General features: G+C 72.0%; 24 protein-coding genes, 1 tRNA gene and 1 pseudogene. 10 read left to right on the forward strand and 16 right to left on the reverse strand.

Annotation, left to right across the window (positions count from 1 at the left end; translation table 11 throughout):
- Positions 1 to 263: 263 nt before the first annotated feature.
- The gene (locus ACFVYX_RS02445; protein ID WP_389679403.1) at positions 264 to 542 is read left to right on the forward strand and encodes a hypothetical protein; all 279 of its coding nucleotides are present in this window, start codon (positions 264 to 266) and stop codon (positions 540 to 542) included.
- An 18-nt stretch (positions 543 to 560) separates the two neighbouring features.
- Here ACFVYX_RS02445 and ACFVYX_RS02450 read toward each other — a convergent pair whose 3' ends face one another.
- The 3 genes and pseudogenes from ACFVYX_RS02450 to ACFVYX_RS02460 all read right to left on the reverse strand — a co-directional run.
- Positions 561 to 1,304 (reverse strand): RDD family protein, encoded by a 744-nt coding sequence (locus tag ACFVYX_RS02450; protein WP_389679404.1) that lies wholly within the window; start codon positions 1,302 to 1,304, stop codon positions 561 to 563.
- A gap of 104 nt (positions 1,305 to 1,408) precedes the next feature.
- Positions 1,409 to 2,533 carry an RDD family protein gene (locus ACFVYX_RS02455; RefSeq protein WP_389679508.1) on the reverse strand — a complete coding sequence of 375 codons (1,125 nt, stop codon included), beginning with the start codon at positions 2,531 to 2,533 and terminating at the stop codon, positions 1,409 to 1,411.
- Between the two features lie 264 nt (positions 2,534 to 2,797).
- A pseudogene (locus ACFVYX_RS02460) lies at positions 2,798 to 2,917 on the reverse strand (DUF2510 domain-containing protein); the annotation flags it as partial.
- Positions 2,918 to 3,228: 311 nt separating this feature from the next.
- Here ACFVYX_RS02460 and ACFVYX_RS02465 point away from each other — a divergent pair.
- On the forward strand, positions 3,229 to 3,720 hold the full coding sequence (locus ACFVYX_RS02465) for an SsgA family sporulation/cell division regulator (protein WP_389679405.1): 492 nt from the start codon (positions 3,229 to 3,231) through the stop codon (positions 3,718 to 3,720).
- A 29-nt stretch (positions 3,721 to 3,749) separates the two neighbouring features.
- Here the strand turns inward: ACFVYX_RS02465 and ACFVYX_RS02470 are convergent, their stop codons facing one another.
- A complete protein-coding gene (locus tag ACFVYX_RS02470; protein ID WP_389679406.1) occupies positions 3,750 to 5,117 on the reverse strand; it encodes an FAD-binding oxidoreductase in 1,368 nt (455 codons plus the stop codon).
- 98 nt (positions 5,118 to 5,215) lie between these two features.
- Here ACFVYX_RS02470 and ACFVYX_RS02475 point away from each other — a divergent pair, with 98 nt between their 5' ends.
- On the forward strand, positions 5,216 to 6,676 hold the full coding sequence (locus tag ACFVYX_RS02475; RefSeq protein ID WP_389679407.1) for a tetratricopeptide repeat protein: 1,461 nt from the start codon (positions 5,216 to 5,218) through the stop codon (positions 6,674 to 6,676).
- Between the two features lie 202 nt (positions 6,677 to 6,878).
- On the opposite strand, the gene hppD is transcribed toward ACFVYX_RS02475, so the two are convergent.
- Positions 6,879 to 8,024, reverse strand: a complete 1,146-nt coding sequence (gene hppD / locus ACFVYX_RS02480) for a 4-hydroxyphenylpyruvate dioxygenase (protein ID WP_389679408.1) — start codon at positions 8,022 to 8,024, stop codon at positions 6,879 to 6,881.
- Between the two features lie 121 nt (positions 8,025 to 8,145).
- Between hppD and ACFVYX_RS02485 the strand changes: the two genes are divergently transcribed.
- The 4 genes from ACFVYX_RS02485 to ACFVYX_RS02500 all read left to right on the forward strand — a co-directional run bounded on the left by ACFVYX_RS02485 (position 8,146) and on the right by ACFVYX_RS02500 (position 10,988).
- Positions 8,146 to 8,619: an Lrp/AsnC family transcriptional regulator gene (locus tag ACFVYX_RS02485; protein WP_389679409.1), complete on the forward strand. Its 474-nt coding sequence runs from the start codon at positions 8,146 to 8,148 to the stop codon at positions 8,617 to 8,619.
- Between the two features lie 77 nt (positions 8,620 to 8,696).
- Complete coding sequence (locus ACFVYX_RS02490; RefSeq protein ID WP_389679410.1) at positions 8,697 to 9,278, forward strand: ArsR/SmtB family transcription factor; 582 nt, start codon at positions 8,697 to 8,699, stop codon at positions 9,276 to 9,278.
- Positions 9,279 to 9,471: 193 nt separating this feature from the next.
- Complete coding sequence (locus ACFVYX_RS02495; RefSeq protein ID WP_389679411.1) at positions 9,472 to 9,663, forward strand: hypothetical protein; 192 nt, start codon at positions 9,472 to 9,474, stop codon at positions 9,661 to 9,663.
- Positions 9,660 to 10,988: an MFS transporter gene (locus ACFVYX_RS02500; RefSeq protein ID WP_389679412.1), complete on the forward strand. Its 1,329-nt coding sequence runs from the start codon at positions 9,660 to 9,662 to the stop codon at positions 10,986 to 10,988. Before ACFVYX_RS02495 ends, ACFVYX_RS02500 begins: the two co-directional genes overlap by 4 nt.
- Here the strand turns inward: ACFVYX_RS02500 and ACFVYX_RS02505 are convergent.
- Together ACFVYX_RS02505 and ACFVYX_RS02510 are read right to left on the reverse strand one after the other, a co-directional pair.
- The gene (locus ACFVYX_RS02505; protein WP_389679413.1) at positions 10,921 to 11,715 is read right to left on the reverse strand and encodes a S16 family serine protease; all 795 of its coding nucleotides are present in this window, start codon (positions 11,713 to 11,715) and stop codon (positions 10,921 to 10,923) included. The two genes, ACFVYX_RS02500 and ACFVYX_RS02505, sit on opposite strands and share 68 nt — an antisense overlap.
- A gap of 9 nt (positions 11,716 to 11,724) precedes the next feature.
- A complete protein-coding gene (locus ACFVYX_RS02510; RefSeq protein ID WP_389679414.1) occupies positions 11,725 to 12,888 on the reverse strand; it encodes an alpha/beta fold hydrolase in 1,164 nt (387 codons plus the stop codon).
- Between the two features lie 86 nt (positions 12,889 to 12,974).
- Here ACFVYX_RS02510 and ACFVYX_RS02515 point away from each other — a divergent pair, with 86 nt between their 5' ends.
- The gene (locus ACFVYX_RS02515) at positions 12,975 to 13,952 is read left to right on the forward strand and encodes an ArsR/SmtB family transcription factor (protein ID WP_389679415.1); all 978 of its coding nucleotides are present in this window, start codon (positions 12,975 to 12,977) and stop codon (positions 13,950 to 13,952) included.
- Between the two features lie 366 nt (positions 13,953 to 14,318).
- On the opposite strand, the gene ACFVYX_RS02520 is transcribed toward ACFVYX_RS02515, so the two are convergent.
- The 5 genes from ACFVYX_RS02520 to ACFVYX_RS02540 all read right to left on the reverse strand — a co-directional run bounded on the left by ACFVYX_RS02520 (position 14,319) and on the right by ACFVYX_RS02540 (position 19,445).
- Complete coding sequence (locus tag ACFVYX_RS02520) at positions 14,319 to 14,960, reverse strand: IclR family transcriptional regulator (RefSeq protein ID WP_015033894.1); 642 nt, start codon at positions 14,958 to 14,960, stop codon at positions 14,319 to 14,321.
- A 472-nt stretch (positions 14,961 to 15,432) separates the two neighbouring features.
- Entirely contained in the window at positions 15,433 to 17,226 is a 1,794-nt protein-coding gene (locus ACFVYX_RS02525) for a DEAD/DEAH box helicase (protein ID WP_389679509.1), read from the reverse strand.
- A gap of 129 nt (positions 17,227 to 17,355) precedes the next feature.
- On the reverse strand, positions 17,356 to 17,727 hold the full coding sequence (locus ACFVYX_RS02530) for a type II toxin-antitoxin system death-on-curing family toxin (protein ID WP_389679416.1): 372 nt from the start codon (positions 17,725 to 17,727) through the stop codon (positions 17,356 to 17,358).
- A complete protein-coding gene (locus ACFVYX_RS02535) occupies positions 17,724 to 17,921 on the reverse strand; it encodes a hypothetical protein (protein ID WP_389679417.1) in 198 nt (65 codons plus the stop codon). Before ACFVYX_RS02535 ends, ACFVYX_RS02530 begins: the two co-directional genes overlap by 4 nt.
- A gap of 48 nt (positions 17,922 to 17,969) precedes the next feature.
- Complete coding sequence (locus tag ACFVYX_RS02540) at positions 17,970 to 19,445, reverse strand: MFS transporter (protein ID WP_389679418.1); 1,476 nt, start codon at positions 19,443 to 19,445, stop codon at positions 17,970 to 17,972.
- Positions 19,446 to 19,626: 181 nt separating this feature from the next.
- Between ACFVYX_RS02540 and ACFVYX_RS02545 the strand changes: the two genes are divergently transcribed.
- Both ACFVYX_RS02545 and ACFVYX_RS02550 read left to right on the forward strand, forming a co-directional pair.
- A tRNA-Cys gene (locus ACFVYX_RS02545) sits at positions 19,627 to 19,698 on the forward strand.
- A gap of 61 nt (positions 19,699 to 19,759) precedes the next feature.
- Positions 19,760 to 20,143 carry a hypothetical protein gene (locus ACFVYX_RS02550; protein WP_389679419.1) on the forward strand — a complete coding sequence of 128 codons (384 nt, stop codon included), beginning with the start codon at positions 19,760 to 19,762 and terminating at the stop codon, positions 20,141 to 20,143.
- A gap of 9 nt (positions 20,144 to 20,152) precedes the next feature.
- On the opposite strand, the gene ACFVYX_RS02555 is transcribed toward ACFVYX_RS02550, so the two are convergent.
- The 4 genes from ACFVYX_RS02555 to ACFVYX_RS02570 are packed head-to-tail and all read right to left on the reverse strand — an operon-like array spanning position 20,153 to position 24,270.
- On the reverse strand, positions 20,153 to 20,773 hold the full coding sequence (locus ACFVYX_RS02555) for a hypothetical protein (protein ID WP_389679420.1): 621 nt from the start codon (positions 20,771 to 20,773) through the stop codon (positions 20,153 to 20,155).
- Positions 20,774 to 20,828: 55 nt separating this feature from the next.
- The gene (locus ACFVYX_RS02560; protein ID WP_389679421.1) at positions 20,829 to 21,506 is read right to left on the reverse strand and encodes a hypothetical protein; all 678 of its coding nucleotides are present in this window, start codon (positions 21,504 to 21,506) and stop codon (positions 20,829 to 20,831) included.
- Positions 21,503 to 23,827, reverse strand: coding sequence for a hypothetical protein (locus ACFVYX_RS02565; protein ID WP_389679422.1), 2,325 nt, complete (start codon positions 23,825 to 23,827; stop codon positions 21,503 to 21,505). The genes ACFVYX_RS02560 and ACFVYX_RS02565 overlap by 4 nt, the downstream gene beginning before the upstream one ends.
- A gap of 14 nt (positions 23,828 to 23,841) precedes the next feature.
- Positions 23,842 to 24,270, reverse strand: coding sequence for a hypothetical protein (locus ACFVYX_RS02570; RefSeq protein WP_389679423.1), 429 nt, complete (start codon positions 24,268 to 24,270; stop codon positions 23,842 to 23,844).
- Between the last annotated feature and the right edge of the window lie 125 nt (positions 24,271 to 24,395).

The raw sequence follows: 24,395 nt of genomic DNA on the forward strand, positions 1-24,395 counted from the left end.
GCGTCACAAGTGACGACATTCGACCGGAGAGAGACAAGAAAAGACAGACCTTGACTTGCACAGACCAACTGCACTATGCGGAAGGCAGATTCCGATAATCGGACGGATGGGCGGCGCACACGCGGGGAAAGTGGGGGCTTTCGTGCCCCCGTGCGCCCCTCTGTGCACCGGCGCCGTGGGTAAGGTCACGCTTGCCCCGCATCCGCCACGGGCATCGAGCGTCGTAGAGTCGACCCGAATGTCCGGAGGGGACGGTATCCGTCATGCAGCGTCCGAACGCCGCGCAGCTCGCCTACGGTTCGGCCACCGTCGTCCTCGCGACCGTCGCCCTCCTGCTGCTCACCCGCACGACGACCACGTGGGGCATCACGGTGATCAGCCTCGCCGGACTGCTGCTCGGACTGCTCGTGGCGGTGACGATGCCGGTGCGGACGGCGCCCGTCAAGGTTCTGGAGCGGGTTCCCGCGCCCCGGGGGAACGAAGAGATCCGGGTACCGACCGCGCGCGTGGGCGCGGGGGCGGACACCCGGACCGGTTCGTGAACCTTCCCTCGTGACGGCTCACCGCGGGACGGACACCACCACCGTCTTCGCCGCCTTGTCGTGCAGACCCTGCTTGTAGGGCTTGTCGACCAGGATCAGGATCAGGATCAGCAGCGGCCACAGACAGGCGCAGCAGATCAGCGCCGGCAGCCACAGGACGAGGGCCCGCAGCAGCGACTGGCTCATCGGGGGCGTCGAGCCGTCGTTGAGCATCGCGACCCGCAGCTTCATCAGCTTCTTGCCGAGGGTCTGGCCGTTCCTCGCCGTCATCACCGTGTCGTAGGCGACGTACGCGACGATCGTGATGAGCTGGAAGACCAGCTGGCTCCCGCCGTTGAGGCTGTTGACCGTGTCACCGAAGTCGTTGCCGTCCTCGGTCGCCCGCGTGTAGATGTCGAACGGGATGCCGATGACCGCCAGCGGAATCGCGATGATCAGCCAGTCGATGATCCGGGCGAGGATGCGCTTGCCGGACTCGGCGAGCGGCGGCATCCCGGCGAGCGGATCCGTCCCGCCGTACCCCCCGCCGTAGCCGCCGTACGGAGGCGGCTGCATGCCGCCGTCGTACGGGGAGCCGCCCCCGGGACCGTAGGGGCTACCGCCCGAGGGGCCGTACGGACTCCCCGGCGGGGGCTCTCCCGGCGGTGGCTGGCCACCGGACGGGGGCGGCTGTCCCGCGGAGGGCGGCGGGGGCTCCTGGGGCCTCTTGAGGAACGGGTCCTCCTCGGGCGGCTGGCCGGGCGGCGGCTGGTCGGTGCTCATGGGGGCAGTGCATCCCGGGCACGGCGCCCCCGCAAGGAATCACCGCCCGTTCGGGGGACCCCCCGTCACCGTGCCGGAGCTGACGCCGCCGGCCGGCCGCCGCCTCAGCGCGCCACGAAGGTGCGGGCCGCCTTGTCGTGCCAGCACTGGCGCCAGGGACGGTCGAACAGACACCACAGGACGTTGAACACGCCGATGACCAGGAGCCCCAGGACGCTGTACACGAGCCAGCGGCGCAGGGCCGCCCCGAACCGCGGCGGCTGGTGCGCCTCGATGTCCCGCACCTCGATCCCGCACAGCTTCTTGCCGAGGGTGCGGCCCCACTTGGCCGTGGGCAGCGCCTCGTACAGGACACCGATGACGAACAGCGAGGCCAGCGCGATGCCGAACTGGACGGACGTGGTCCCGTCGAGCAGCCAGACCTGGACGGTGACGCCCGACTGCCTGGCCGCCTCGATCTTGCCGTCGATGTGGTCCAGGGCCGCGGTCACGAACGGGAACGAGGCACCGCCCACGAGCGCGCCCAGGACCACGCTGTCGATCAGCCGGGCGAGCAGGCGCCTGCCGAGCCCGGCGGGACGCGCGGAGGCCTGCGCGCGGGCCGCCTGGACGAACAGGTCGTCGACGGGCGGCTTCCAGGGGACGACGGGCTGACCCTGCTCCTGGGCGCTGCCCGGGGCCTGGGCCGCGGGCTGCGGTTGCTGGGCCCAGGAGGGCGCCGCGGGGGCGGGGGCGGGGGACTGCTGCACGGGGGCGGGGGCGTGCTGTACGGGGGCGGGAGCGGGCGACTGCTGTACGGGGGCCGGGGCCGCAGGGGCGGGGGCCGGCCGGGGTGGAGCCATGTGCTGTGTCGGCGGCGTCGTGGCGGGCGTCGGGATCGGCGTGACCGGCATCCCGCCGAGCCGCGCCGCTCCCCCGGCCGTCCGGGGGTCGGCGGCCCGCGCGGGGGCGGCCGACGGCTCCTCGGCGGGCTCGCTCGCGCCCGCGACCGGCCAGTCCGCCGGGGTGCGCGGGTCGGGGGCCGGGGGCGCGCCCCAGGAGACCTTCTGGTCGCGCTCGCCGCCGAAGCCGGTCTGGCGGGAGCTGTCCGCCTGCCACGCGGATGCGGGCTCCGGGTCGGCCGGCTCCTCGTCGAAGAAGACGGGCCCGGTCTCCTCCACCGCCGGTACGGGGGCGGGGGCGTGGGCCCGCACGGGTACGGGCGCGGACGCCCGGGCCTGGGCCGGCACGGAGGTCTCGGGCCGCGTGGGAGCGGGCGCCGGGGGCGACGGCTCGGGCGAGGGCTGCCGTACGGACTCGGCGTGCGCCGGATCGGGCTGTACGGGTTCGGCGTGTGCGGGTCCGGCGTGTGCGGGTCCGGCGTGTGCGGGTTCGGGCCGTGCCGGTGCGGGGGGCGCGGCCGGGGCCGGGGCAGGGCCCGAGGCCAGGTTCGGACCGGCCGGGACCGCCGAGGCGGGCGGATGCGGCGGAACCTCACCTTCCGAGGGGGCGGGCCGGCTCGTGCCGGGAACCCACGCGCCCCCGTTCCAGTACCGGATGTACCCGGGAATGGACGGGTCCGGGTAGTACCCCGCCTGCGGTACCTCTCCGCCGCCTCCAGGAGGAGTAGCCACTGCCCCGACTCCGTTCAGTCACAACGCCTTTGATCCGCACGGCCGCGCGCCGGGCGTGCCGCGCCCAAGGAGGACAGTAACGAAGAACGTCCCCGAGGGGACAAGGAGCCCGCGAGAAAGCCCCGCCTTCGGGCGACACGTACCGGAATCGATCACTCATGGTGATGTTCGGGCCGATGGATCCCTGCCCGGGACACCCCCGGAGAAAACTTCCCGAAAAAACTTCCCGAAGTCGCGTAATGAGCCGGGGGTACCCCGCTCTCTCCTCGTGAAGGCCCGTCCGGGGCCGGTCCACGAGAGGAAGTACGGCCATGCAGAACACCGACAACACCACGGTCGAGCGCGAGCTGGAGCTGAAGCTGGTGCTCTCCCCCGAGCGCGCGGTCCCCGTCCCCGCCCGGCTCGCCTACCGCACCGACGACCCGTACGCCGTCCACATCACCTTCCACATCGGCACGGACCACCCCGTCAACTGGACGTTCGCACGCGAACTCCTCGTCGAGGGGGTCTTCCGGGCCTGCGGGCACGGCGACGTCCGCATCTGGCCCACCAAGGTCGAGGGCCGCGGCGTCGTCCTGATGGCGCTCTCCTCCCCCGACGGCGACGCCCTGCTCGAAGCCCCGTCCGCGCAGGTGTCCGCCTGGCTGGAGCGGACCCTGCGCGCGGTCCCGCCGGGCACCGAGTCCGAGCGGCTCGGCATCGACGACGGGCTCGCCGATCTCCTGGCGACCACCGTGATCTCCGACGAGCTGTGGCTGCGCGAGCCGTGGCCGTCGGACGAGTCGCAGGACGGCGAGCTGTGATCCCCCACCTGACCCTCGTACCGCTGCTCTCAGAAGAGCTTCCCGGGGTTGAGCAGCCCCAGCGGGTCGAACGCGGCCTTGATCCCCCGCTGGAGTTCCAGGCCGACCGGCCCCAGCTCCCGCGCCAGCCACTCCTTCTTGAGCACGCCCACGCCGTGCTCGCCGGTGATCGTGCCACCGAGCGCGAGCCCGAGCGCCATGATCTCGTCGAAGGACTCCCGCGCGCGCCGCGACTCGTCCTCGTCGGTGTGGTCGAAGCAGACCACGGGATGGGTGTTGCCGTCCCCGGCGTGCGCGCAGACGCCGATGGTCAGGTCGTACTTCTCCGCGATCGCCGCCGTGCCGTCGAGCATCTCGGCGAGCCGCGTCCGCGGCACGCACACGTCGTCGATCATCGTCGCGGACTTGATGGCCTCCAGGGCCGTGAGGGACAGCCGGCGTGCTTGGAGGAGGAGTTCGGACTCGGCGGCGTCCGCGGCCGGGACGACCTCGGTGGCACCCGCCGCCGCGCACAGCTCCCCGACGGCGGCCAGATCGGCCGCCGGGTCCGCGGTGTCGAAGGCGCACAGGAGCAGCGCCTCGGTCGTGTCGGGCAGACCCATGCGCGCCAGCTCGTTGACCGCCCGAACGGTGGTGCGGTCCATGAGTTCGAGCAGCGACGGGGTGTGCCCCGCCTCCATGACCGCGCAGACGGCCGCGCACGCGGCGGCGGCGGAGGGGAACTCGGCGGCGAGCGCGAGCTGCGCGGGAGGCTGCGGCCTGAGCGAGAGCACGGCCTTGACGACGATGCCGAGGCTGCCCTCCGAACCGACGAAGAGCCTGGTCAGGTCATAACCGGCGACGCCCTTGGCGGTGCGGCGTCCGGTGGTCAGGAGCCGGCCGTCGGCGAGGACGACGTCGAGACCGAGGACGTACTCGGCGGTCACCCCGTACTTCACACAGCACAGACCTCCGGAGGCGGTGCCGATGTTCCCGCCGATGGTGCACATCTCCCAGCTGGAGGGGTCCGGCGGGTAGAAGAGGCCGTGTTCGGCGACGGCCCGTGACAGCACGGCGTTGACGACACCCGGTTCGACGACGGCGATCCGGTCGACCGGGTTGATCTCCAGGACACGGTCCATCCTGACCAGGGAGAGCACGATGCAGCCCTCGGAGGCGTTGGCACCCCCGGACAGGCCGGTACGGGCCCCCTGGGGGACGACGGGGACCCGGAGTTCGGTCGCGGTGCGCATGACGTGCTGGACCTGCTCGACGGTGCGCGGCAGCACGACGACGGCGGGAACGCCGGCCGCGCAGAAGCTCGCCATGTCGTTCGCGTAGGAGGCGGTCACGTCCGGGTCGGTGAGGACCGCGTCGGCGGGGAGCCCGGCGCGCAGCCGCGTCAGAAGATCGTCCATGCGTCCAGCGTGGCACCCGGGGCCATCGGTGTGAACCCGCCGGGGCGGGCGCTTCGTGTGCTCTTCGTACAGGTGCGGGCGGGCGCACAGTGAGCGCCATGAAGACGCAGAACGTGTCGAGGACGGTCCTCGCGGCCGGAGTGGGCGCGGTGCTCGCGGCGACGGCCCTGCTGTACGTCCCCGAGCTCGTCGGCCAACGCCCGCCGCGCGCGCCGGGTCCGGCGGAACGGGCGACGATCGCGGCCCACGCGGGCGCGCAGGCCGCGCTGCCCGACCTGGCGGCGCTGATCACCGACCGGGAGAAGTGGCTGCGCGCCCACCCGGACGACGACGCGTCCTGGGCGGAGCTCGGCGCGGCCTACACGGAGCGGGGCACCCGGCTCGGAGACGTACGGGACTACCCGCGGGCCGAGCGGGCGCTGCGCCGCTCGCTCGCCGAACGGCCCGCCGCGCGCGGCAATCCGGCCGCCCAGCTGGGGCTCGGGGCGCTCGCGGGGGCGCGCGGCGACTGGCGGACGGCGAAGGAGTGGGGCGAGAAGGTACGGAAGGCGGAGCCGCGGCGCTGGCCGGTCTACCCGGTCCTGATGGACGCGTACAACGGCCTCGGGGACTACCAGGCGGCCCAGAAGGCGATGGAGACCCTGGAGAAGCTCCACGCGGGCGCGGTGGTCCGCACCCGGGCCTCGCAGACGTACCGCGACCGGGGCTGGCGCGAGGACGCGGACGCGGCGGCCCTCGACGCGGCGGCGCTCGCCGAGACGGACGCGGAGAAGGCGGCGTCCCTCGCGCGCCTCGGCGACCTGGCGTGGGAGCGGGGCGAACCGGAGGAGGCGGTGGCGCGGTTCGCGTCGGCGCTCCGGCTCGTACGCGACCACGGGCCCTCACTCGCGGGCCGGGCGCGGGCCCTCGCGGCCCTCGGCCGCACCGGCGAGGCGCTGCGGGACTGGCGGGCGGCACTGGCCCGGCTGCCGCTGCCGGAGTACGTCCTCGAGGCCGGTGAACTGTACGAGTCGCTGGGCCTGGACGGGGACGCGCGAGCCCTGTACGAGCGGCTGCGGACCGGCACGTGGGCGCGCGGGGAAGTGGCCCTCGCCCTTCTCGACGCGGACCACGGCGACCCGGCGGCCGCGGTGACCCGGATGCGGGCGGAGTGGGCGCGCGGGCACCGCTCGGTGCGGGTCGCGGACGCGCTGGGCTGGGCGCTGTACCGGTCGGGGCAGCCGAAGGAGGCGCTGGAGTACGCGAAACGGGCCACGGACGAGGGGCTGCGGAGCGCGCTCTTCTCGTACCACCTGGGCGAGATCGAACGCGCCCTGGAACAGCGGGGCCCGGCCCGCCGCCACCTGGCGGAGGCCCTGCGGATCAACCCGGACTTCTCCCCGCTGCTCGCGCCGAAGGCGACGGAGGCGCTGGCGGCGGTGGGCGAGCCGCCGGACGAACTGCCGAAGGAGCTGCGGCGGGAGCCGGCGGGGGCGGCTGAGGCGCCGGGGACAGCGGGGGCGCCGGGGACGGCTGAGGCGCCGAACCCTGCCGAGTCGCCTGCGGCGCGACAGCCCTGAGGTCCCGACAGCCCTGAGGCCCCGACGCCGAGGGCAGGCCCGGCCCGCGACGGGGTGGCGTCGACGGGCGCGGCACGCGGCGGGGGCGCGGGCGGGGTGGTGGCAGGCGCACCGCCGTGGGCGCGGGCGGGTGGTGGCAGGCGCACCGCCGGGGGCGCGGGCGGGTGGCCCGGGGCCCTCGGCGGCGCCGACCGGCCGCGGGCTACAGGTTGCCGCGCTTCTCCTGCTCGCGCTCGATCGCCTCGAACAGGGCCTTGAAGTTGCCCTTGCCGAAGCCCATGGAACCGTGACGCTCGATCATCTCGAAGAAGACGGTCGGGCGGTCCTGGACCGGCTTGGTGAAGATCTGCAGCAGGTAGCCGTCCTCGTCGCGGTCGACGAGGATCTTCAGCTCGCGCAGGGTCTCGACCGGCACCCGGGTCTCGCCGGCCCACTCGCCGAGCGTGTCGTAGTACGAGTCGGGGGTGTCGAGGAAGGAGACGCCGGCGGCCCGCATCGCGCGCACGGTGGCGACGATGTCGTTGGTGGCGAGGGCGATGTGCTGGACACCCGCGCCGCCGTAGAACTCCAGGTACTCGTCGATCTGCGACTTCTTCTTCGCGATCGCCGGCTCGTTGATCGGGAACTTCACCTTGAGGGTGCCGTCCGCCACGACCTTCGACATCAGCGCCGAGTACTCGGTCGCGATGTCGTCGCCCACGAACTCCTTCATGTTCGTGAAGCCCATGACCTTGTTGTAGAAGCCGACCCAGTCGTTCATCTTGCCGAGCTCGACGTTGCCGACGCAGTGGTCGATGGCCTGGAAGGTGCGCTTGGCCGGCGGCTCGACGATCGGGTTCGCGGCGACGAAGCCGGGGAGGTACGGGCCGTCGTAGCCGGAGCGCTCGACGAGGGTGTGGCGGGTCTTGCCGTACGTCGCGATGGCGGCGAGGACGACAACCCCGTGGTCGTCCTTGACCTCGTACGGCTCGGTGAGACCGGTGGCGCCGTGCTCGACGGCGTACGCGTACGCGGCGCGCGCGTCCGGCACCTCGATCGCCAGGTCGACGACGCCGTCGCCGTGCTCGGCGACGTGGTCGGCGAGGAAGCGGCCGTGGTCGGTCGTGACCTTGATGACGGAGGTGAACACGAAACGGGCGGAGCCGTTGGTGAGGACGTAGCTGGCGGTCTCGCGGCTGCCGTTCTCCGGTCCGGAGTAGGCGACGAGCTTCATGCCGAAGGCCGTGGAGTAGTAGTGCGCGGCCTGCTTGGCGTTGCCGACGGCGAAGACGACCGCGTCCATTCCCTTCACGGGGAAGGGATCGGCCTGCCGCGCCGTGGAGGGGGTGTGATCGATGGTCTCAGTCATAGGAGCAGCGTCGCGCCGTCCCGCAAGGTGCGCAATAGTTTGCTCGGAGGCTGGTCAATGTGTACAGCCATCGGGCAGCATCGGCGGGCGACTTGTACATGGTGACCATCGGGAGGCCCTCGTGGCGATCGATCATTTGGACGGCCGGCTGATCGTGCTGCTCGCCCGGGAACCGCGCATCGGGGTCCTGGAGGCCTCGCGCCGGCTCGGAGTGGCACGCGGGACCGTGCAGGCGCGGCTCGACCGGCTCCAGGCGAGCGGGGTGATCCGGGGGTTCGGTCCGCAGGTGGATCCGGCGGCGCTGGGCTACCCGGTGACGGCCTTCGCGACGCTTGAGATCAAGCAGGGACAGGGCGCGGACGTGCGGGGGCATCTGGCGACGGTTCCGGAGGTGCTCGAGCTGCACACGACGACGGGTCACGGCGACATGCTGTGCCGGCTCGTGGCCCGCTCGAACGCGGATCTCCAGCGGGTGATCGACAAGGTGGTGGCCTTCGAGGGGATCGTGCGGGCGTCGACGGCGATCGTGATGGAGAACCCGGTGCCGCTGCGGATCATCCCGCTGGTGGAGCAGGCGGCGGAGGACGTCGACTGAGCCCTTGAGCGGACATGCAAAGAAGTACTTGCAAAGAACTCATTGCAAGTACTTCTTTGCATGCCTAGGATCGACCCATGCCCGCACCCGAGGAACGCGTCAGCCGCACGCTCGACCCGCGCTCACTGCGCGGACTCGCCCACCCGCTCCGCATCCAGCTGCTCCGCGCCCTGCGGCACCACGGGCCCGCCACCGCCTCCCAACTGGCCGAGCGCCTCGGCGAGTCCAGCGGCGCCACCAGCTACCACCTGCGGCAGCTCGCCGCCCACGGCTTCGTCGAGGACGACCCGACCCGGGGCAAGGGCCGGGAGCGGTGGTGGAAGGCGGCCCAGCAGGGCACGTCCGTCGACGCATCGCTGCACCTGCACGCGGATCCCGAGGTCCGGGGCGCCATGGAGGTCTATCTGCACGAGATCGCGACCATCCACACCCAGGAGCTGAACACCTGGCTCGGCATCCGCCACGACTGGGATCCGGCCTGGGCGGGCGCCTCCGACATGAGCGACTTCACCCTGCGCCTGCCGCCCGAGCGGCTGCGCGAGCTCAACGCCAGGATCCACGAGCTGATCGACGAGTACCACGAGACCTCCGATCCGGACGCGCCCGGCGCCGCCCGCGTACGGATGCATCTGCACGCGTTCCCCCAGCACGAGGACTGAGCGGTCCGGGCCGACTCGTCCCCCAGCACGAGGACCGAACGGCTCCGGGCCACTCGCCCCTCAGCACGAGGACTGAGCGGTCCGGGCCACTCGCCCCCCAGCACGAGGACCGAACGGGCCCCGGCCACTCGCCCCCCAGCACGAGGACCGAACGGGCCCCGGCCGCTCGTACCCCACGGAAGGAAGCCGCACCATGCACGCCGACATCCACCTCCAGCTGCACACCCTCACCGCCGCCGAACTCCACCGCGCCGCCGCCCACGCCGTCGAAGTCCCCACCACCCCCGCCCCACCCCTCCGCGTCCAACTGGGATGGCGACTCGTCGAGTTGGGTCTGCGACTCGCCACTCCCGCCGACCGCCGCCCGGTCACCCTGGCCGCATGAAAAATCCCGGGGGAGACAAACGGCCGCTGTTCACCGTCCTCGCCGCCAACGCCGTCTCGATCACCGGCAATTCGCTCACCCTCATCGGTGTCCCGTGGTTCGCGCTCGACACCACCGGAAGCCCCGGCAAGGCCGGGCTCGTCGCCTTCTGCGCCGCCCTCCCCGTCCTCGTCTCCGCCATCGCCGGCGGCCCCGTCATCGACCGGCTCGGCCGCCGCCGCGTCAGCATCGCCTCCGACCTGCTCTGCGGGCTCGCACTCGCCGCCATCCCGCTGCTGCACCGCGCCGGAGTCCTGGAGTTCTGGATGCTGTGCGCCCTGATGGCGCTCACCGGCCTCTTCCACGCGCCCGGGGAGATGGCCCGGCACGTCCTCGTCCCCGACCTCGCCCGGCAGGCGGGAACGTCACTCCCCCGGGCGGCCGGCCTGTACGACGCCGTGGCGCGCGGCGCCCGGATGACGGGCGCGGCGGCGGCCGGGCTGCTCGTCGCGTTCATGGGCGCCGAAACGGTCCTGCTCCTCGACGCGGTCACCTTCGGCGCCTCCGCGCTGCTCCTCGCCGCCGGCCTGCGCGGGGTCCCTGCGGCGGAGCCCGTACGCGACGGCCCCCGCCTCTCCCCCGCCCTCTACCGGGCCGATCTCCGCGAGGGGTACGCCTTCCTGTTCCGCGCCCGGCTGCTGCTCGGCATCACGGTCATGGTGATGGTCACCAACGGCCTGAGCCAGAGCTGGAGCGCCGTCCTGCTTCCGCTCCACGCCCGGGAGGAACTCGGCGGACCGGCCGCGCAGGGCCTGCTCGTCTCCGTCTTCGGCGGCTGCGCCCTCGTCGGTGCCCTGCTGTACGGGGCCGTCGGGGAGCGCTTCCCGCGCCGGACCGTGTTCACGGCGGGCTTCCTCCTGGGCGGCGCCCCGCTGTACGTGGTCGCCGCGCTCACCGACACCACCGCACCCCTGCTCGTGACGGCGGCGGCGGCCGGGTTCGGCGTCGGCACGCTCAACCCGATCCTGACCACGGTCATGTACGAGCAGGTGCCCGACGGGCTGCGCAGCCGGGTCATGGGCGCTAGCACCGCCGGAGTGCTGCTCACGACCCCGCTCGGGGGCCTGTCGGCCGGTCTCCTGGTCGAGCGGGCCGGACTGACGGCGACGCTGCTCGGCATCGGCGCGCTCTACTTCCTCGCCACGCTCTCGCCCCTGCTCTTCCCCGCCTGGCGGGGCATGGACGCGCCGCCTGTGGACCACACGTCCGAGGAAACGGTCAGCAGGTCGGAACCTTCGACTCCTGGCCCTGTCCCAGGGCCCGCAGGGACGCCACCGCGTCGCTGAGCGCGGTGACGGGAACGAGCCGCAGCCCCTTCGGCTGCTCCGCGCGGGCCTCCGCGCACTCGTCCTTCGGCACGAGGAAGACGGTGGCCCCGTCCCGGGCTGCGGCCTGGGTCTTCAGGGACACCCCGCCGACCGCGCCGACGCTGCCGTCCGCCTCGATCGTGCCCGTACCGGCGACGATCCGGCCACCCGTGAGGTCTCCGCCGTCACCGTCCCCGGCGAGCTTGTCGACGATGCCGAGGGAGAAGAGCAGCCCGGCGCTCGGCCCGCCGATGTCGGCGAGGTGCAGAGTCACCTTCACCTCCTCGGGGTCCTTCTTCAGATATCCGAGGGCGGCGAGTGTGGCGGTGTCCTGCGACTTCTTCATCTGGCCGAGATTGTGCTTCTCGATCTCGGCGTCGGACTTCCCCGGCGGGTAGACGGAGTCGTGCGGGAGCACGGCCCGGTCGGTGCGGAACCAGGCCTCGGTCACGTCCGCGAGGTCCACGTCCGTGGACGGCCCGGTCGCCACGATCGTCGTCATCCGCAGCTGTCCCTCGGTGGGAAGGACGGGAGCGCCGGTGATGGTGATGACCTCCCGCCCCTTGTCCTTGCCGAGCACGTCGGCGGTGGAGCCGGGCTGGGCGATCGCGTACGGCAGCGGCGCGAGCCCGGCGACGGCGAAGAGCGCGGCGACGGGCAGGGCGCAGACAGCGAGCGCACGGGGGCGGGAGAGACCTGAGAGCACGCCCCCAATCTACTGGGACACGAGCGGCCGCCGGCCCGGGGGCACGGTCCCCCGTACGGGCAGGTGGCGGCCGAAGAAGGACCGCAGGAGCCTTCGTACGGCGGGTACGGACGCCCCGGGAGCGATCGTGCCGACCATGTCGGCGCGTCCTTCGGCGGTCATCAGACCGGCCTCGTGGAGCTGCGGGACGAGGGCCGCGTAGTCGGTGAAGACCCAGTGGTCACTGTCGTCGAGCTGCCGCCGGACGACGGGCCCGCCGTGCGCGAGCAGCGCCGACCAGGACCGGTCGATGCGGTCGTCGCGGAAGCCGTCGGTGCCGGCGAGGAGCACGGGCCGGTCCACGCCGTCGCGGGCCACGGGCAGGAGTGCGCCGTCCATCCCGTCCAGGTATCCCTCCAGGACGGCGGCGGCTGCGATCCGCCGGTCCTCGTGGAGGGCCTGCGCGACGGCGGTGCCGCCTGCGGAGTGCCCGTACAGGCCGACCCGTTCGAGACCGAGGGCGTCGAGGACGAAGCGGAGGTCGGCGACCCGGGTGTCGACCATGGTGGAGAAGGTCGCCGCGTCGTTGTCGGGGCGCAGCGCGGTCTCCCGGACCCGGTCGCGTCCCGGCCGCGCGTCGGGGAACTCCACCTCGCTCGCGTCGCCCGGGTGGTCGACGGTGACGACGGTCCAGCCGTACGAGGCGAGGTCGATCGCCAGGGAACTGCCCATGGCGCGGGAGTCACCGCCGCCGGGGCTGTACAGGAGGACGGGCCGCCGTCCGGGCAGCGGCGGGGCCCCGAGGCGAGCATGGGTGAGGGTCGCCGCCCAGTCGACACCCTCGCGCGGCAGGTGCGGGCGGATCAGCGGACCGAGGAACGCGAACAAGCCGGCGGCGTCCGGGGTGAGCTGCGGCATGCGCGGGAAGCCACGGGCGGGGGCGGCGGGCGTGAGGACGGTGACCATCACCTCCCGTACGCCGATCGCGGGCACCCAGGGGTCGGTGCGGGTGGGGTCGACGAGATGACGGACCACGGCGCCGACGGCGTACGGGCCGGTGGGCGCGGGCAGCCGGAGCGCCGGACCTGCCGGGCGGGCGGAGGCGGTTCCTGCGGCGGAGCCGAGGAGCAGGGCGGCGGCACCGGCGAGGGCGCCCTTGGTGACGGCACGGCGGCCGGGGGTGCGGAAGGTCATGCACGGCATCCTGGGGCGGACGGGAGAGACGGGCGAAGCTTGCGGCCTCACCCGAAAGGCTTGCGGTGGACAGGGGGTTGTGGGCGATGAGGGTCCGATTCACGGAGGGCGACTACACGCGGGTGCGGTTCGCGGCCCGGCCCTCGCCCGTGCCCGAACTCCACGCGGCCCTGCTGATGCTCGGCGCCCCGCACGAGGAGCTGCTCTTCGGACGCTGGCGCGGCAGGCTCCTGCGGGCCCTGCCGGGCGCGGCGGCACCCCTCGCCGACCTGGCGCCGGACGGGGCGGCGCCGGCCTTCCTCGACGTGCTCGGCGAGACACGGGAGGACGGCTTCTCGCTGATCCGGTCGGCGCCGCCCGCGCTCGTACGGTCCGGGATCACACGGGTGTACGCGGGGCGGCGGCGGGTTCCGGCCTGGGTGCGGGGCCTGTACGACGGGGACGCCGACGCCTGGCGGACCCTGGAGCGGGCCCAGCGGGCCGCGTACGAGACGGTCCTCGCGCCGGTGTGGCCGCTGGTCCAGGACCTGCACCGGGCGGAGTTCACCCGGCACGCGCTCGCCGTCGCCGAGGAGGGCCTGGGGGCGGCCCTGGCGGCGGTGGCGCCGGGGTCGCGGCTGCGGGAGGGGGTCTGGTCGTGGCCCGGGCGGGACGGGCGCGAGATCCGGCTCGGCGGACGCGGTCTCGTCCTGCTGCCGACGTTCCACTGGCGTGGCGGCCCGCTGGTCCAGGACCTGCCGGACCGGCCGGTTGTCCTCACGTACCCGGCGGGCCGGGGCCTGCCGCCTGCCCCGTCCTGCGGCGCTCCCGACGAGGCCCTCGCGGGGGTCCTCGGCCGTACGAGGACGGAGCTGCTGCGGGCGCTGACGGAGCCCCGTACGACGACGGAGCTGGCGCGGCGCACGGGCGTCAGCAACGCCACGGCGTCGGCCCACGCGTCGGCCCTGCGGGCGGCGGGCCTGATCACGACGACCCGCACGGGCCGCACGGTCCACCACGAACGAACCCCACTGGGCGCACTGTTGATTTCCCCGTCCACGGGACCTGCGCTGATTTCCCCGTAGAACGGGACCTGCGCCGCACGGCGCCGGTTGGGGCGTCTGTTCGGCGGGGCCGGGTGCGGGCGCGGCCCGGCGGGCGGGTTCGGGCGAGGGCGTTGCCCCCGGCGCGCGGGGTCGACGCGGGCCGGGGTCCGGGGGCGGGTGCGGGCGGGTGCGGGCGTGGCCCGGGCAGGTGCGGGCGAGGCCCGGGCGGGTGCGGGCGAGGCCCGAGGCGGGCACGGGCGCGGCCCGGGGGCGGGTTCGGCGTGGGCCGGGCCGCGTTTGCCTCGCTCGTCGGCCTCGCGAAGTCCGACGTGGGTGCGGACGCCGGCCGTAGCCCGGGCAGGTCCCGGGGCGGGCCCGGGTCTCGGCGTGGGGGCGTCGCGCGCTCTAGCGCAGCGCGTCCGCGACCTCTCTCGCCGCGTCCACCACCCTCGGTCCCACCCGCTCCGGCACCGCGTCCGCGAGCATCACCACGCCCACGCTGCCCTCGACCCCCGTCACGCCGACGAGCGGCGCGGCGGCGCCGCTCGCGCCGGCCTCCAGTTCGCCGTGGGTGAGGGTGAAGCCCGGTTCGATCAGCCCGCCCTGCCGGGCGGCGAGGATCGCGCGTCCGGCCGCGCCCCGGTCGAGGGGGTGACGGAAGCCGGCCCGGTAGGCGACGTGGTAGTCGGTCCAGGTCGGTTCGACGACCGCGACGGCGAGCGCCTCGGCCCCGTCGACGAGCGTCAGGTGGGCCGTCGCCCCTATGTCCTCGGCGAGCGAGCGCAGCGCGGGCAGCGCGGCCTCGCGGACCAGGGGGTGGACCTGGCGGCCGAGCCGGAGCACGCCGAGGCCGACGCGGGCGCGTCCGCCGAGGTCGCGGCGGACCAGCGCGTGCTGTTCGAGGGTCGCGAGCAGCCGGTAGACCACGGTCCGGTTGACGCCGAGTTTGTTGGACAACTCGGTGACCGTCAGGCCGTGGTCGGTGTCGGCGAGCAGTTTGAGGACTCTGAGTCCCCGGTCGAGCGTCTGGGAGGTCTCCGCGGTCACGACGCCCTCTCCTTCGGAGTGAGTGGTGGGCGGGACTCTCACGGGGTCTGCGTCACCGGTCCCGTCGGCGACGCACGTCAGAGGCCGCCGGCAGGAAGGGGTACACCGGCTGCGCTCCGCGGCGGCGCTGCCACGGGGCGAATGCTTTTGAGCCGGGACAGTAGCGACCCGCTCCGCTCAGCGGAAGACCTCGTCCAGAATCCGGGCGCCGACGACCGTATACAGACGGTTGGGGACCTTCGCCGGTCGCAGGCGGGACTTCGGCGGACAAGATCGGCTTTGTCGTGCCCGTGGCGTGGAGGGCGCCCGGAGGCCGGCCGTGGGGGCCGGTCCGCGGTGCCGGTCTGCGCCGGTCCGCGATGCCGGTCCGCGGTGCCGGTCTGCGCCGGTCCGCGGTGCCGGTCCCGCCGCCGCGGGACGACAGAGGCCCGTACGACCGCTGTCGTACGGGCCTCGGTGACATCCGGAGCGGTCACCGCATCCGGGTGGCCCACTCCTGCACCTTCTTGATCCGTTCCCGGATCTGGCCTGCGGTGGCCTCCGCGCTCGGCGGCCCGCCGCACACCCGGCGCAGCTCGGTGTGGATCACACCGTGGGGCTTGCCGGTCTGGTGGACGTAGGCGCCGACCATCGTGTTGAGCTGCTTGCGCAGTTCGAGCAGTTCCTTGTGGGAAACGACGGGACGCCGCTCCGCCGGAAGCTCCAACAGGTCCGCCTCGTCGTCCGGCTTCTTGCGGCTGTGCGCGATCTGCCGGGCCTGGCGCTTCTGCAGAAGGAGCTGGACCTGGTCGGGTTCGAGAAGGCCGGGGATGCCGAGGTAGTCCTGCTCCTCGGCGCTGCCGGGGTGGGCCTGCATGCCGAACTCGGCGCTGTTGTAGAGGACGCGGTCGAAGACGGCGTCGGACTCGAGGGCCTCGAACGGCAGCATGTCCTGCTCGCCGGTGTCCTCGTCCTGCTGCTTCTCCGCCTCCGCCAGCTCCTTCTCGGATTCGGCGTACGGGTCCTCCTCGCCCTGCTTCTTGGGCTTGTCGAGGACGTGGTCGCGCTCGACCTCCATCTCGTTGGCGAAGCCGAGGAGGCTGGGGATCGTGGGAAGGAACACGGAGGCGGTCTCGCCGCGCCTGCGTGAACGTACGAAACGGCCGACGGCCTGCGCGAAGAACAGCGGCGTCGAGATCGTCGTCGCGTACACGCCGACGGAGAGGCGGGGTACGTCGACGCCCTCGGACACCATGCGGACGGCGACCATCCAGCGGTCGGTGCTCTCGCTGAACTCGTCGATGCGGTTCGAGGCGCCGGTGTCGTCGGAGAGGACGACGGTGGGCCTGGTGCCGGTGATCTCGCGGATCAGCTTGGCGTACGAGCGGGCCGAGTCCTGGTCGGAGGCGATGACGAGGCCACCGGCGTCGGGAATCGACTTCCTGACCTCGGTGAGGCGCTGGTCGGCGGCGCGCAGGACGTTCGGCATCCAGTCGCCCTTCGCGTCGAGCGCGGTGCGCCAGGCCTGCGAGACGGCGTCCTTGGTCATCGGCTCGCCGAGGCGGGCGGCGATCTCGTCGCCCGCCTTGGTGCGCCAGCGCATGTTGCCGCTGTAGGAGAGGAAGATGACCGGCCGGACGACACCGTCGCCGAGGGCGTTGCCGTAGCCGTACGTGTAGTCGGCGGAGGACCGCCGGATGCCGTCGTTCCCCTCCTCGTACGTGACGAAGGGGATCGGGTTGGTGTCCGACCGGAAGGGCGTACCGGTCAGCGCGAGGCGCCGGGTGGCGGGCTCGAACGCCTCCAGGCAGGCCTCGCCCCACGACTTGGAGTCTCCGGCGTGGTGGATCTCGTCGAGGATGACGAGGGTCTTGCGCTGTTCACAGCGGTTGCGGTGGAGCATGGGCCGGACTCCGACGCCGGCGTAGGTGATGGCGACCCCGTCGTACTCCTTGCTGAGCGGCCCGGCGCTGTACTCCGGGTCCAGCTTGATCCCTATGCGCGCGGCGGCGGCGGCCCACTGCTTCTTCAGGTGCTCGGTGGGCGCGACGACGGTGATCTGCTGCACGACGTGGTGGTGCATCAGCCAGGACGCCAGGGTCAGGGCGAAGGTCGTCTTGCCGGCGCCGGGGGTGGCGACGGCGAGGAAGTCTCGGGGCTGCTCCTGGAGGTACCTGTCCATGGCGCCCTGCTGCCAGGCTCGCAGCTTGCCGGCGGTACCCCAGGGGGCCCGGCCGGGGAAGGCGGGAGAGAGGTGATGGGAGGAGGTGGTGGTAGTAGTCACGATCTCCGGGTTCGACGCTCGTCCAGATATGACAACCGGGCCACCTTACCGGTGGCCCGGTCGGAACCTCGTACGAAACGGGGCGGGGGTGGCCCTGACCTCGCGCCGTGCGGTGAGCGTCACATCCTCGGCTCAGCGCGCGAACCTCGGCAGATGTGCGGCGATCTTGGGGACGTCGAGAGCGCCTTGGCAGACATCCAGGACGAACGACTCGGCTTCGTCCACGTCGAAGCCGGAGTCCAGCGGGTGGCCGTTCATGTGCAGGAAGACCCAGGTCGCGTACCAGGCGATGCGCTTGTTCCCATCCACGAGCCCATGGTTGCGCGCCAGCGATTCCATGAGCGCCGCGGCCTTCTGCCAGATGTCGGGGTAGGCGTCCTGCCCGAACACGCTCGACTGCGGGCGCGCGAGAGCGGAGTCGAGGAGGCCGTAGTCCCGTACCTCGTCCGCCCCGAGCCGACCGGCGAGGTTCAGCAACTCGGGAAGCGTGAGGTAGTACGTCACGCAAGCCTCCGGTTCAGCTCCTCGCTGGCCTTCAGGACGTGCTCCGCCGCCTCGTTGAAGAGACGGGAGTGTTCATTTATGGCCCGGATCACGGCGTCGTGCGCGAAGGTCTGCATGCTGCTGCCCTCCGCCTCGGCCCGCTCGCGCAGGGCATTCAGCTCTTCCTCGGTGAACCTGACATTCAGACCAGCCATAACGCCATGGTACCGGGCGGTACCACGTGGTGCCATGGGTTGCCGCCCTCAGGTCCGCTCCGGCGCCGGCTCCAGCCGCGTCGCGACCCACGCCCCCACCGCCGCCACCCCCGCCATGGGAAGGAAGACCACCGCGAAGGCGGCGGGGTGGGAGCCGGTCGCCGCGTGCGAGGTCACCGCGTGGCCGACCGCGCCGCCGCCGAGCGCCGCGAAGGCCGCGCCGCCCGCGGCGAGGAGGAGGACGTTGGAGAGGCCGTCGGAGATCTGCAGGGCGGCCGAGTTCGCGCCCACCTCCTCGGGCGCGGAGAGCTTCATGAGCAGCACGCTCGTCGAGGAGATCACGGCTCCCATGCCGAGGCAGCCGACGCCCCAGGCCGCCGCGAGCACCCAGACCGGCACCGCCGTGATCAGCACACTCGGGGCCACCGCGATGGCGAGGGCCACGAGGACCATGCCGAGGACGACGAGCCGCTCCCGGTACGGCTCCGTCCACGGGCGGGCCTGGATGTACGAGCCGAGCGCCCAGGTGAGGCCGCCGAGGGCCAGGGAGAGGCCGGCGAGGGTGGGGCTCAGGCCCCGCTGGGTGACCAGCATCAGCGGTACGAAGGACTCGGCCGCGATGAACGCGCCGGCGGCGATGCCCCGGAGCAGGACCACGGAGGGCAGGCCGCGGGCCGCCCGCCAGGTGCCGCGCGGCAGCAGCCCGCGGACGGTGGGCACGAGGAGCGCGGCGCCCGCGGTGGCCGGGAGCAGGGAGAGCCAGCGCAGCTCCTGGCCGCCGTACTGGAGGAGCGCGGCGCCGGCGGACAGGCCGAGCGCCAGCCGGATCCGGGGGCCGTCCCAGGGGACGGCGGGGGCGTCCGGGTCCGCGGGGCCCGAGGCGGTGCGGCGGATCGCGGGCAGGGCGAGGGCCAGCGGGAAGACGACGAGGACGGGGATGCCGAGGAAGACCCAGCGCCAGCCGAGGTGCTCGGTGACCGTTCCGGAGGCGAGGGGTCCGACGACGGAGGGGATGACCCAGCTGGCGGCGAACGCGGCCATGATCGCGGGCCTGAGGTGTTCCGCGTAGGCGCGCCCGACGATCACGTACAGCGCGACGATGACGAGGCCGCCGCCGAGGCCCTGGACGGCCCGGCCGAGGATGAACAGCCACATGGCGCCGGCGGTCCCGGAGAGGAGCAGCCCTGCGGCGAAGGCGCTGATGCCGGCGGTCAGGGGCGCGAGGGGGCCCTGCCGGTCGGACCACTGCCCGGCGAGGACCATGCCGAAGAGGCTGGTGGTGAAGTACGCGGAGAAGGCGAAGGCGTAGAGGGAGACGCCGTTCAGCTCGCGGGCGGCGACGGGCATGGCGGTGCCGACGGCGGTCGCCTCGAAGGCGATGAGCAGGACGACGGAGACGATGCCGATACTGAGCGCCCGATGGTCCGGGTCGAGAACGGACCCCCTGGTGTCGTCTTTCGCTGCACGGGGTCCGGGAGTGCCGTCGACGTCGGCGTCGGCGTCACGGGGTTCGAGGGCGCTCATTCCCCCAGAGTAAGTGGTGAAGCGTCGGATGACCCCTGTCAGGAGTCCCGGTCCTGCTCGGCCCTTGGACGTAGGACTGTGAACGCGGTGTGGCAGCGGCATGGCAGTCGCATGGCACGGCCTCCGGAACCCTTGAGCCCCTCCCGGCCCCCGCCCTACCGTCGTACTCGCTGCACCGCACGACCGTGTGCCCGAGTGGTTGAGGGGCCGGCCTGCAAAGCCGGTTACGTCGGTTCGAATCCGATCACGGTCTCCGAGCGATCTCCCTTATGAGATCTTCACAAGCGCCCGCCGGGTGTGCGAAAGTCCGCCGCATGAGCGATCAAGGCAGACGCAAGCTGGGCGTCCTCGTGGGCGTGGGCGCCGCCGGCGCCCTGCTGCCCGGCATCACCCTGGGCGCGGAGACGACGATGGTGATCCTCTCCGTCCTCGTCGCCACCCTGGTGATCGTGGTGCTCACCCAGCTGATCCACATCGGCCCGTCCGGCCGCGTCCCGCTCCCCGTCCTGGCCGTCTTCGGCCTCATCGGCTTCGCCCAGGACGCCCTCATCTGGTGGCTCCTGTCCTGGCTGGGCCCGAAGATGTCGGAACTGCGTATCGAGGGCGTCGCGACGATCCTCCTCGCGGCGCTGATCACCCGCGCGACGGTGCTGCTCCTGTCCCAGCTGACGCCGGGGGCCGCGACGGCGGAGGACTGAGCCGGAAGGTCAGCGGGACAGCAGTTTCTCCGGCACGGTGACCTTCTCGGCGCACCCGAGCAGCTCCCGGGTGCTCTCCGCGAGCGCCTTCAGCAGCTGATCCGTGGACACGGACCGGTCCGTGCGGTCCGTGTCGGCCACGGAGACCTGGAGCGGTAGTTCCTCACCCTGTCCGGGCCGGGTGCCAGGGACCGTGCACGGCATGATGAGGGGGCGGCCGTCGACCCCCTCTCGGCGGTCGAGGTAGACCCCCTTCGCCACCTCGCGGAAGTCGCGCGAGTGCTTCCCGTCGGTCACGAAGGTCACGTCGTACGTCGACCAGCCGACCGTGGCGTTGACCCAGGCTTCCTTCCCGTCGACCCGGCCCTCGATCTGGCAGGGACGGAAGGTCGTTCGCGAGAGCTTGTCCGTATCGGGATCCCAGACCTGTGCCTCCTCGAGCATCCGCTCCTTCATCTCGGTGAGCGAGCGGTCGTGCGGCTGGAAACCTGCCCCGAGGTCGGTCCGGAGCGCTTCGACGTTCCGCTCCCCGAAGAGCAGCTCGCACGCCCCCGGAGCGGCTGCCGACGCGGAGTGCTCCCCATCGGTGCCCCCGCCCGCGCCCGAGGAACAGGCCGACAGGGCAAACAACAGGGCAACGGTCCCGGCCGTCCTCACGCGTCGCGCCCCTCCCGGACCGCCCATGTCACTTCGGCAGCAGCGAGGTGGGCACCGCAACCGCGTTCTCGCAGCCGAGCCGCTTCTGCGTGTCCCGCACGAGAGGCGTCAGCAGGCTGCCGGCCAGGGCTTCCCCGTCGCCGATCCCTTGGCTTCGCGCAGACACCTGGAGCGGCAGTTCCCGCTCCTGCCCGGAGGCCGCCCCGGGAACCCGACAGGGAATCACGGCGACAAGGGCGGTCATCGGCTGCCGCTCCCACTGGACGTACACGTCCTCGGCGACCTTGGTCCACTTCCGTTCCTTGTCGTCCACGGTGACGGAGTCCATGGTGAAGACAGACCACTGGACCCGCGCGTCGACCCGCTTGACGTTCTCTCCGTCCGCCGTGGACATCCGGCACGGCTCGTACTTGGAACGTGACAGGTCCTCGCTACCGGGGACGTACGCCCGCGCTTCCTTGAGCATCGACTCCCGGACGTCCTCCAAGGGCCGACTCTCGGCCCGGAAGTCGGAGTCGCCCAGGACCGCACGAGCCGCGGACACGCCTTCGGCTCCGAAGACCTCCTCGCAGACCTTCAGCGCGGTCGCCGTCTCCGGGTCGGTCCCACCGGACTCCCCTTCCCCGGAGCACGCCGTCAGTGCGAGCGCCAGCACCGCGACGAAGGCAGTCGCGGCACCCGGTGTCTTCCTCGTTCTCTGCGTCACTTGTTCCTCGTCAGGTTCTGGACGTCCAGGCGGCCCGCGTCGTAGGAGTGCTCGACCGCCGCCATCAGGTCCCGCCTCTCCTGTTGTGTCATACCGTGCGTCTCGGCCAGGTTCAGGAGGGGGACGGCCGCGGCGGCCTCCCCCGCCTTGCTCACGTCCAGGACGGCGCCGTCGGCCTCGTCGTCGTTCTTGTACTCGTTGTCCTTCAGATATTGCAGTGTGTCCGCGGCGTAGCCCGTGCTGACCGTGGAACCCACGGTCTCCATGACCAGCGGGACAGCGGTCGCCGCCACGAGACCGGCGGCAGGGCCGAGGACCACGGCCGAACCTACGCCGACCACCACGGCGACGCTGCCGCTGACGGCCGATTTGCGCCACTCCGCCTGCTGCTCGAGCGCCAGGTTCTTGGCGTCTTCCTGGTCCTTGTAGTCCATGGAGATCTGCGCGACACGCGATTCGTCGAGGATTCCGTGGACCTTGGTGGCGTTGTGCGCGAAGCTGAGAGCGGAGTCCTTGTCACTTTCCAGCGCCTTGATCCCACTGGCCTCGAAGACCTGCTGCGCGGCGGACATCGTCTTGTACCCGTCCTCGTCACTCGCCACGGCGTTCATGAACCGGAGACTCGCGGCCTCTCCGAAGTCCGTGCGGGAGCTGCCGTCGCTGCTCGCCGGGAAAAGCTGGTCCCGGCCCAAGGAGTCGCCGGTGCCGCCGAAGTTGTACGTCGAGTAGTTCAGGTCGTCGATGTAGGCCGCGCCCATGTTGGCCAGGCTGTCCATCAGCGGCTTGTGCTGCTCGCGCAGTTCGGTGTTCGTCCCGTACGAGTCGATGACCTGCTTCATGATCTCGGCGGACTTCTCGTCGCGGTGCAGCTGGGGGCTGGGGTCGTCCCAGCCGTGGCCCGTGGTCGCCGCCTCCAGGGCGTGGCCGAGGGCGTCCGGCATGTACTCGGCGGTCTTCGTCCAGTCGTCCGGGTTGTGCCCCTCGACGTCGGGGAAGAACTCGTACTCCTTGTTCTGGAAGTACTTCAGGTAGCCGTCGTTCTGGTTCCCGTCCTTCTTCGGGTCCAGGTCGATCGTGCCCCCGACGCTGCCGTCCTTGTTGTAGGACGTCGGCTCCTTCGAGAAGAAGTCCTTCGCCGCCTCCGGGCTGTGCCCGAGCGCCTCCAGCATCGAGATCATCGGATCGAAGCCGGAGCCGTTGACGCCCGACGGGTTGTACTGGTTCTTGAGCCAGCCGCCGCCCAACGGCTTGCTGTCGGCGAACATGTACGGGTCCTTCGCGTGGAGCTGCGTCACATGCTCCGCGATCGGGACCAGGAACTTCTTGTCGTAGTCGCCGTAGCGCATGATGCCGCCGAGCAACTGGTACCCGAAGGCCGGGTTGTTGTCGTACTTGACCAGCGGGATCCGCTCCGTGCCCAGCTTGCGCATCTCCGTCGACCACTTGTCGGTCCACGCGTCGCCGCCCTGCGTCGCCGTCGCCAGGTTCATGCCCAGGTTCCTCTGGAGGTCCTGGACGTCCGCGAGGCGCTGCTTGTCGACCTTCGAGTAGTCGTACGTGTCCGTGGACAGCTGGCCGAAGAACTCCAGCGCGCCCTTCGGCGTCATGCCGTCGTAGAAGGTCCGGGAGAACTCCTTCGAGCCGCTGTTGTCCTTCAGCAGCTCGTTGAGGCGCATCAGCTCCTCGTGGGAGATGTCCCGGCCCTTCTTCGCCAGGTCGACGGCGCGCTGCGCCTCCTCGGCGTCGAGGCTGGTGTACTTCGGGGCGCTGAAGTTGTGCTTGTCCCCGGTGATGTTGGCCTTGAGCGCGTTGGAGCAGGACACGTCGGCGTCGTCGCAGGTCTCGACGATCGCGTCGATCCGCCGCTGCATCGCCTCGATGTCGGCGCGCTCCTTGCGGACCATGTCCTGGAAGTCGGGGTCGTGCCGCATCCCCTGGTCCTTGGTCGAGGACAGCGGTTCGAGGGCCACCACCCTGCCGTCGGACTGCACCTTGAAGCCCTTCGAGGGGGCCTCCGTCTCGACGATCTTCTTCAGGTCGTCCTTCGCCTTCTTGAAGGCGTTGTAGCCGTCCTGGAGGACCTTGTGGATGCCGTCCGCCGCCTTGGCCGCGTCGTCGAACTCCTTCGCGGTCTTGTCCACGAACGGCTTCGTGACCTCGGCGTTCACCCCGCGCCAGTAGTCGTCCTTGGCCTTGGCCGCCATCGTCGTACGGGCGTCGTCGGCGAGCCTGTCCAGCTTGCCCTTCATCGCCGACCAGTCGTCGGCCGAGGCCTTCATCTTGTCGAGCGGCGCCTGGTACACGTTGTCAAAGGTCAGCACAGCAGGTCCCCCGACTACTTGAGGTATTCGTTGATCTTGGAAGCCGAGAAGGCCGCCTTGATGTCCGCCTCTTCCCTGGCGTGCGAGGCAGCGCTGTAGTCGAGGTGGTTGGAGATGTTGGCGCAGGCGTCGAGCAGCGTGTTCAGCTGCGAGCTCCACGTCTCCTGGACGGTCGACATCGCGGAACCGGTGAGGAAGCCGTGGCTGGACATGCCGGTCGCCGCTTCCGTGGTGTTCGTACGCGCGTGGTTCCCGTCCTTGACCAGCCGGCCGTGCAGGGCGTAGGCGGCGCTGCCGATGGCTCCGAGCTTGTCCTGGTCGACGCCGAGGTCGGCGTTCCCGCCGCCTCCGCCGCCGGGCTCGGGGGCGACCTGGTTGAGTCTCATGCTCACGGTGTCCGTGGATGTGGACCGGACCGACGCCCACTCCTGATCGAACGACATGCTCTCCCCCGCGACGGTGATCATTCCTACTTCGCCTCAGCAAGTTCCGTGCCCACGGAAACATGGCGATCGTAGTCCCATGGGCCACCGTGCGAGCCACACCCATGGGGAATCGGCCTCGCCCC

This window comes from Streptomyces sp. NPDC058326 (assembly GCF_042879855.1).
GTDB lineage: Bacteria > Actinomycetota > Actinomycetes > Streptomycetales > Streptomycetaceae > Streptomyces.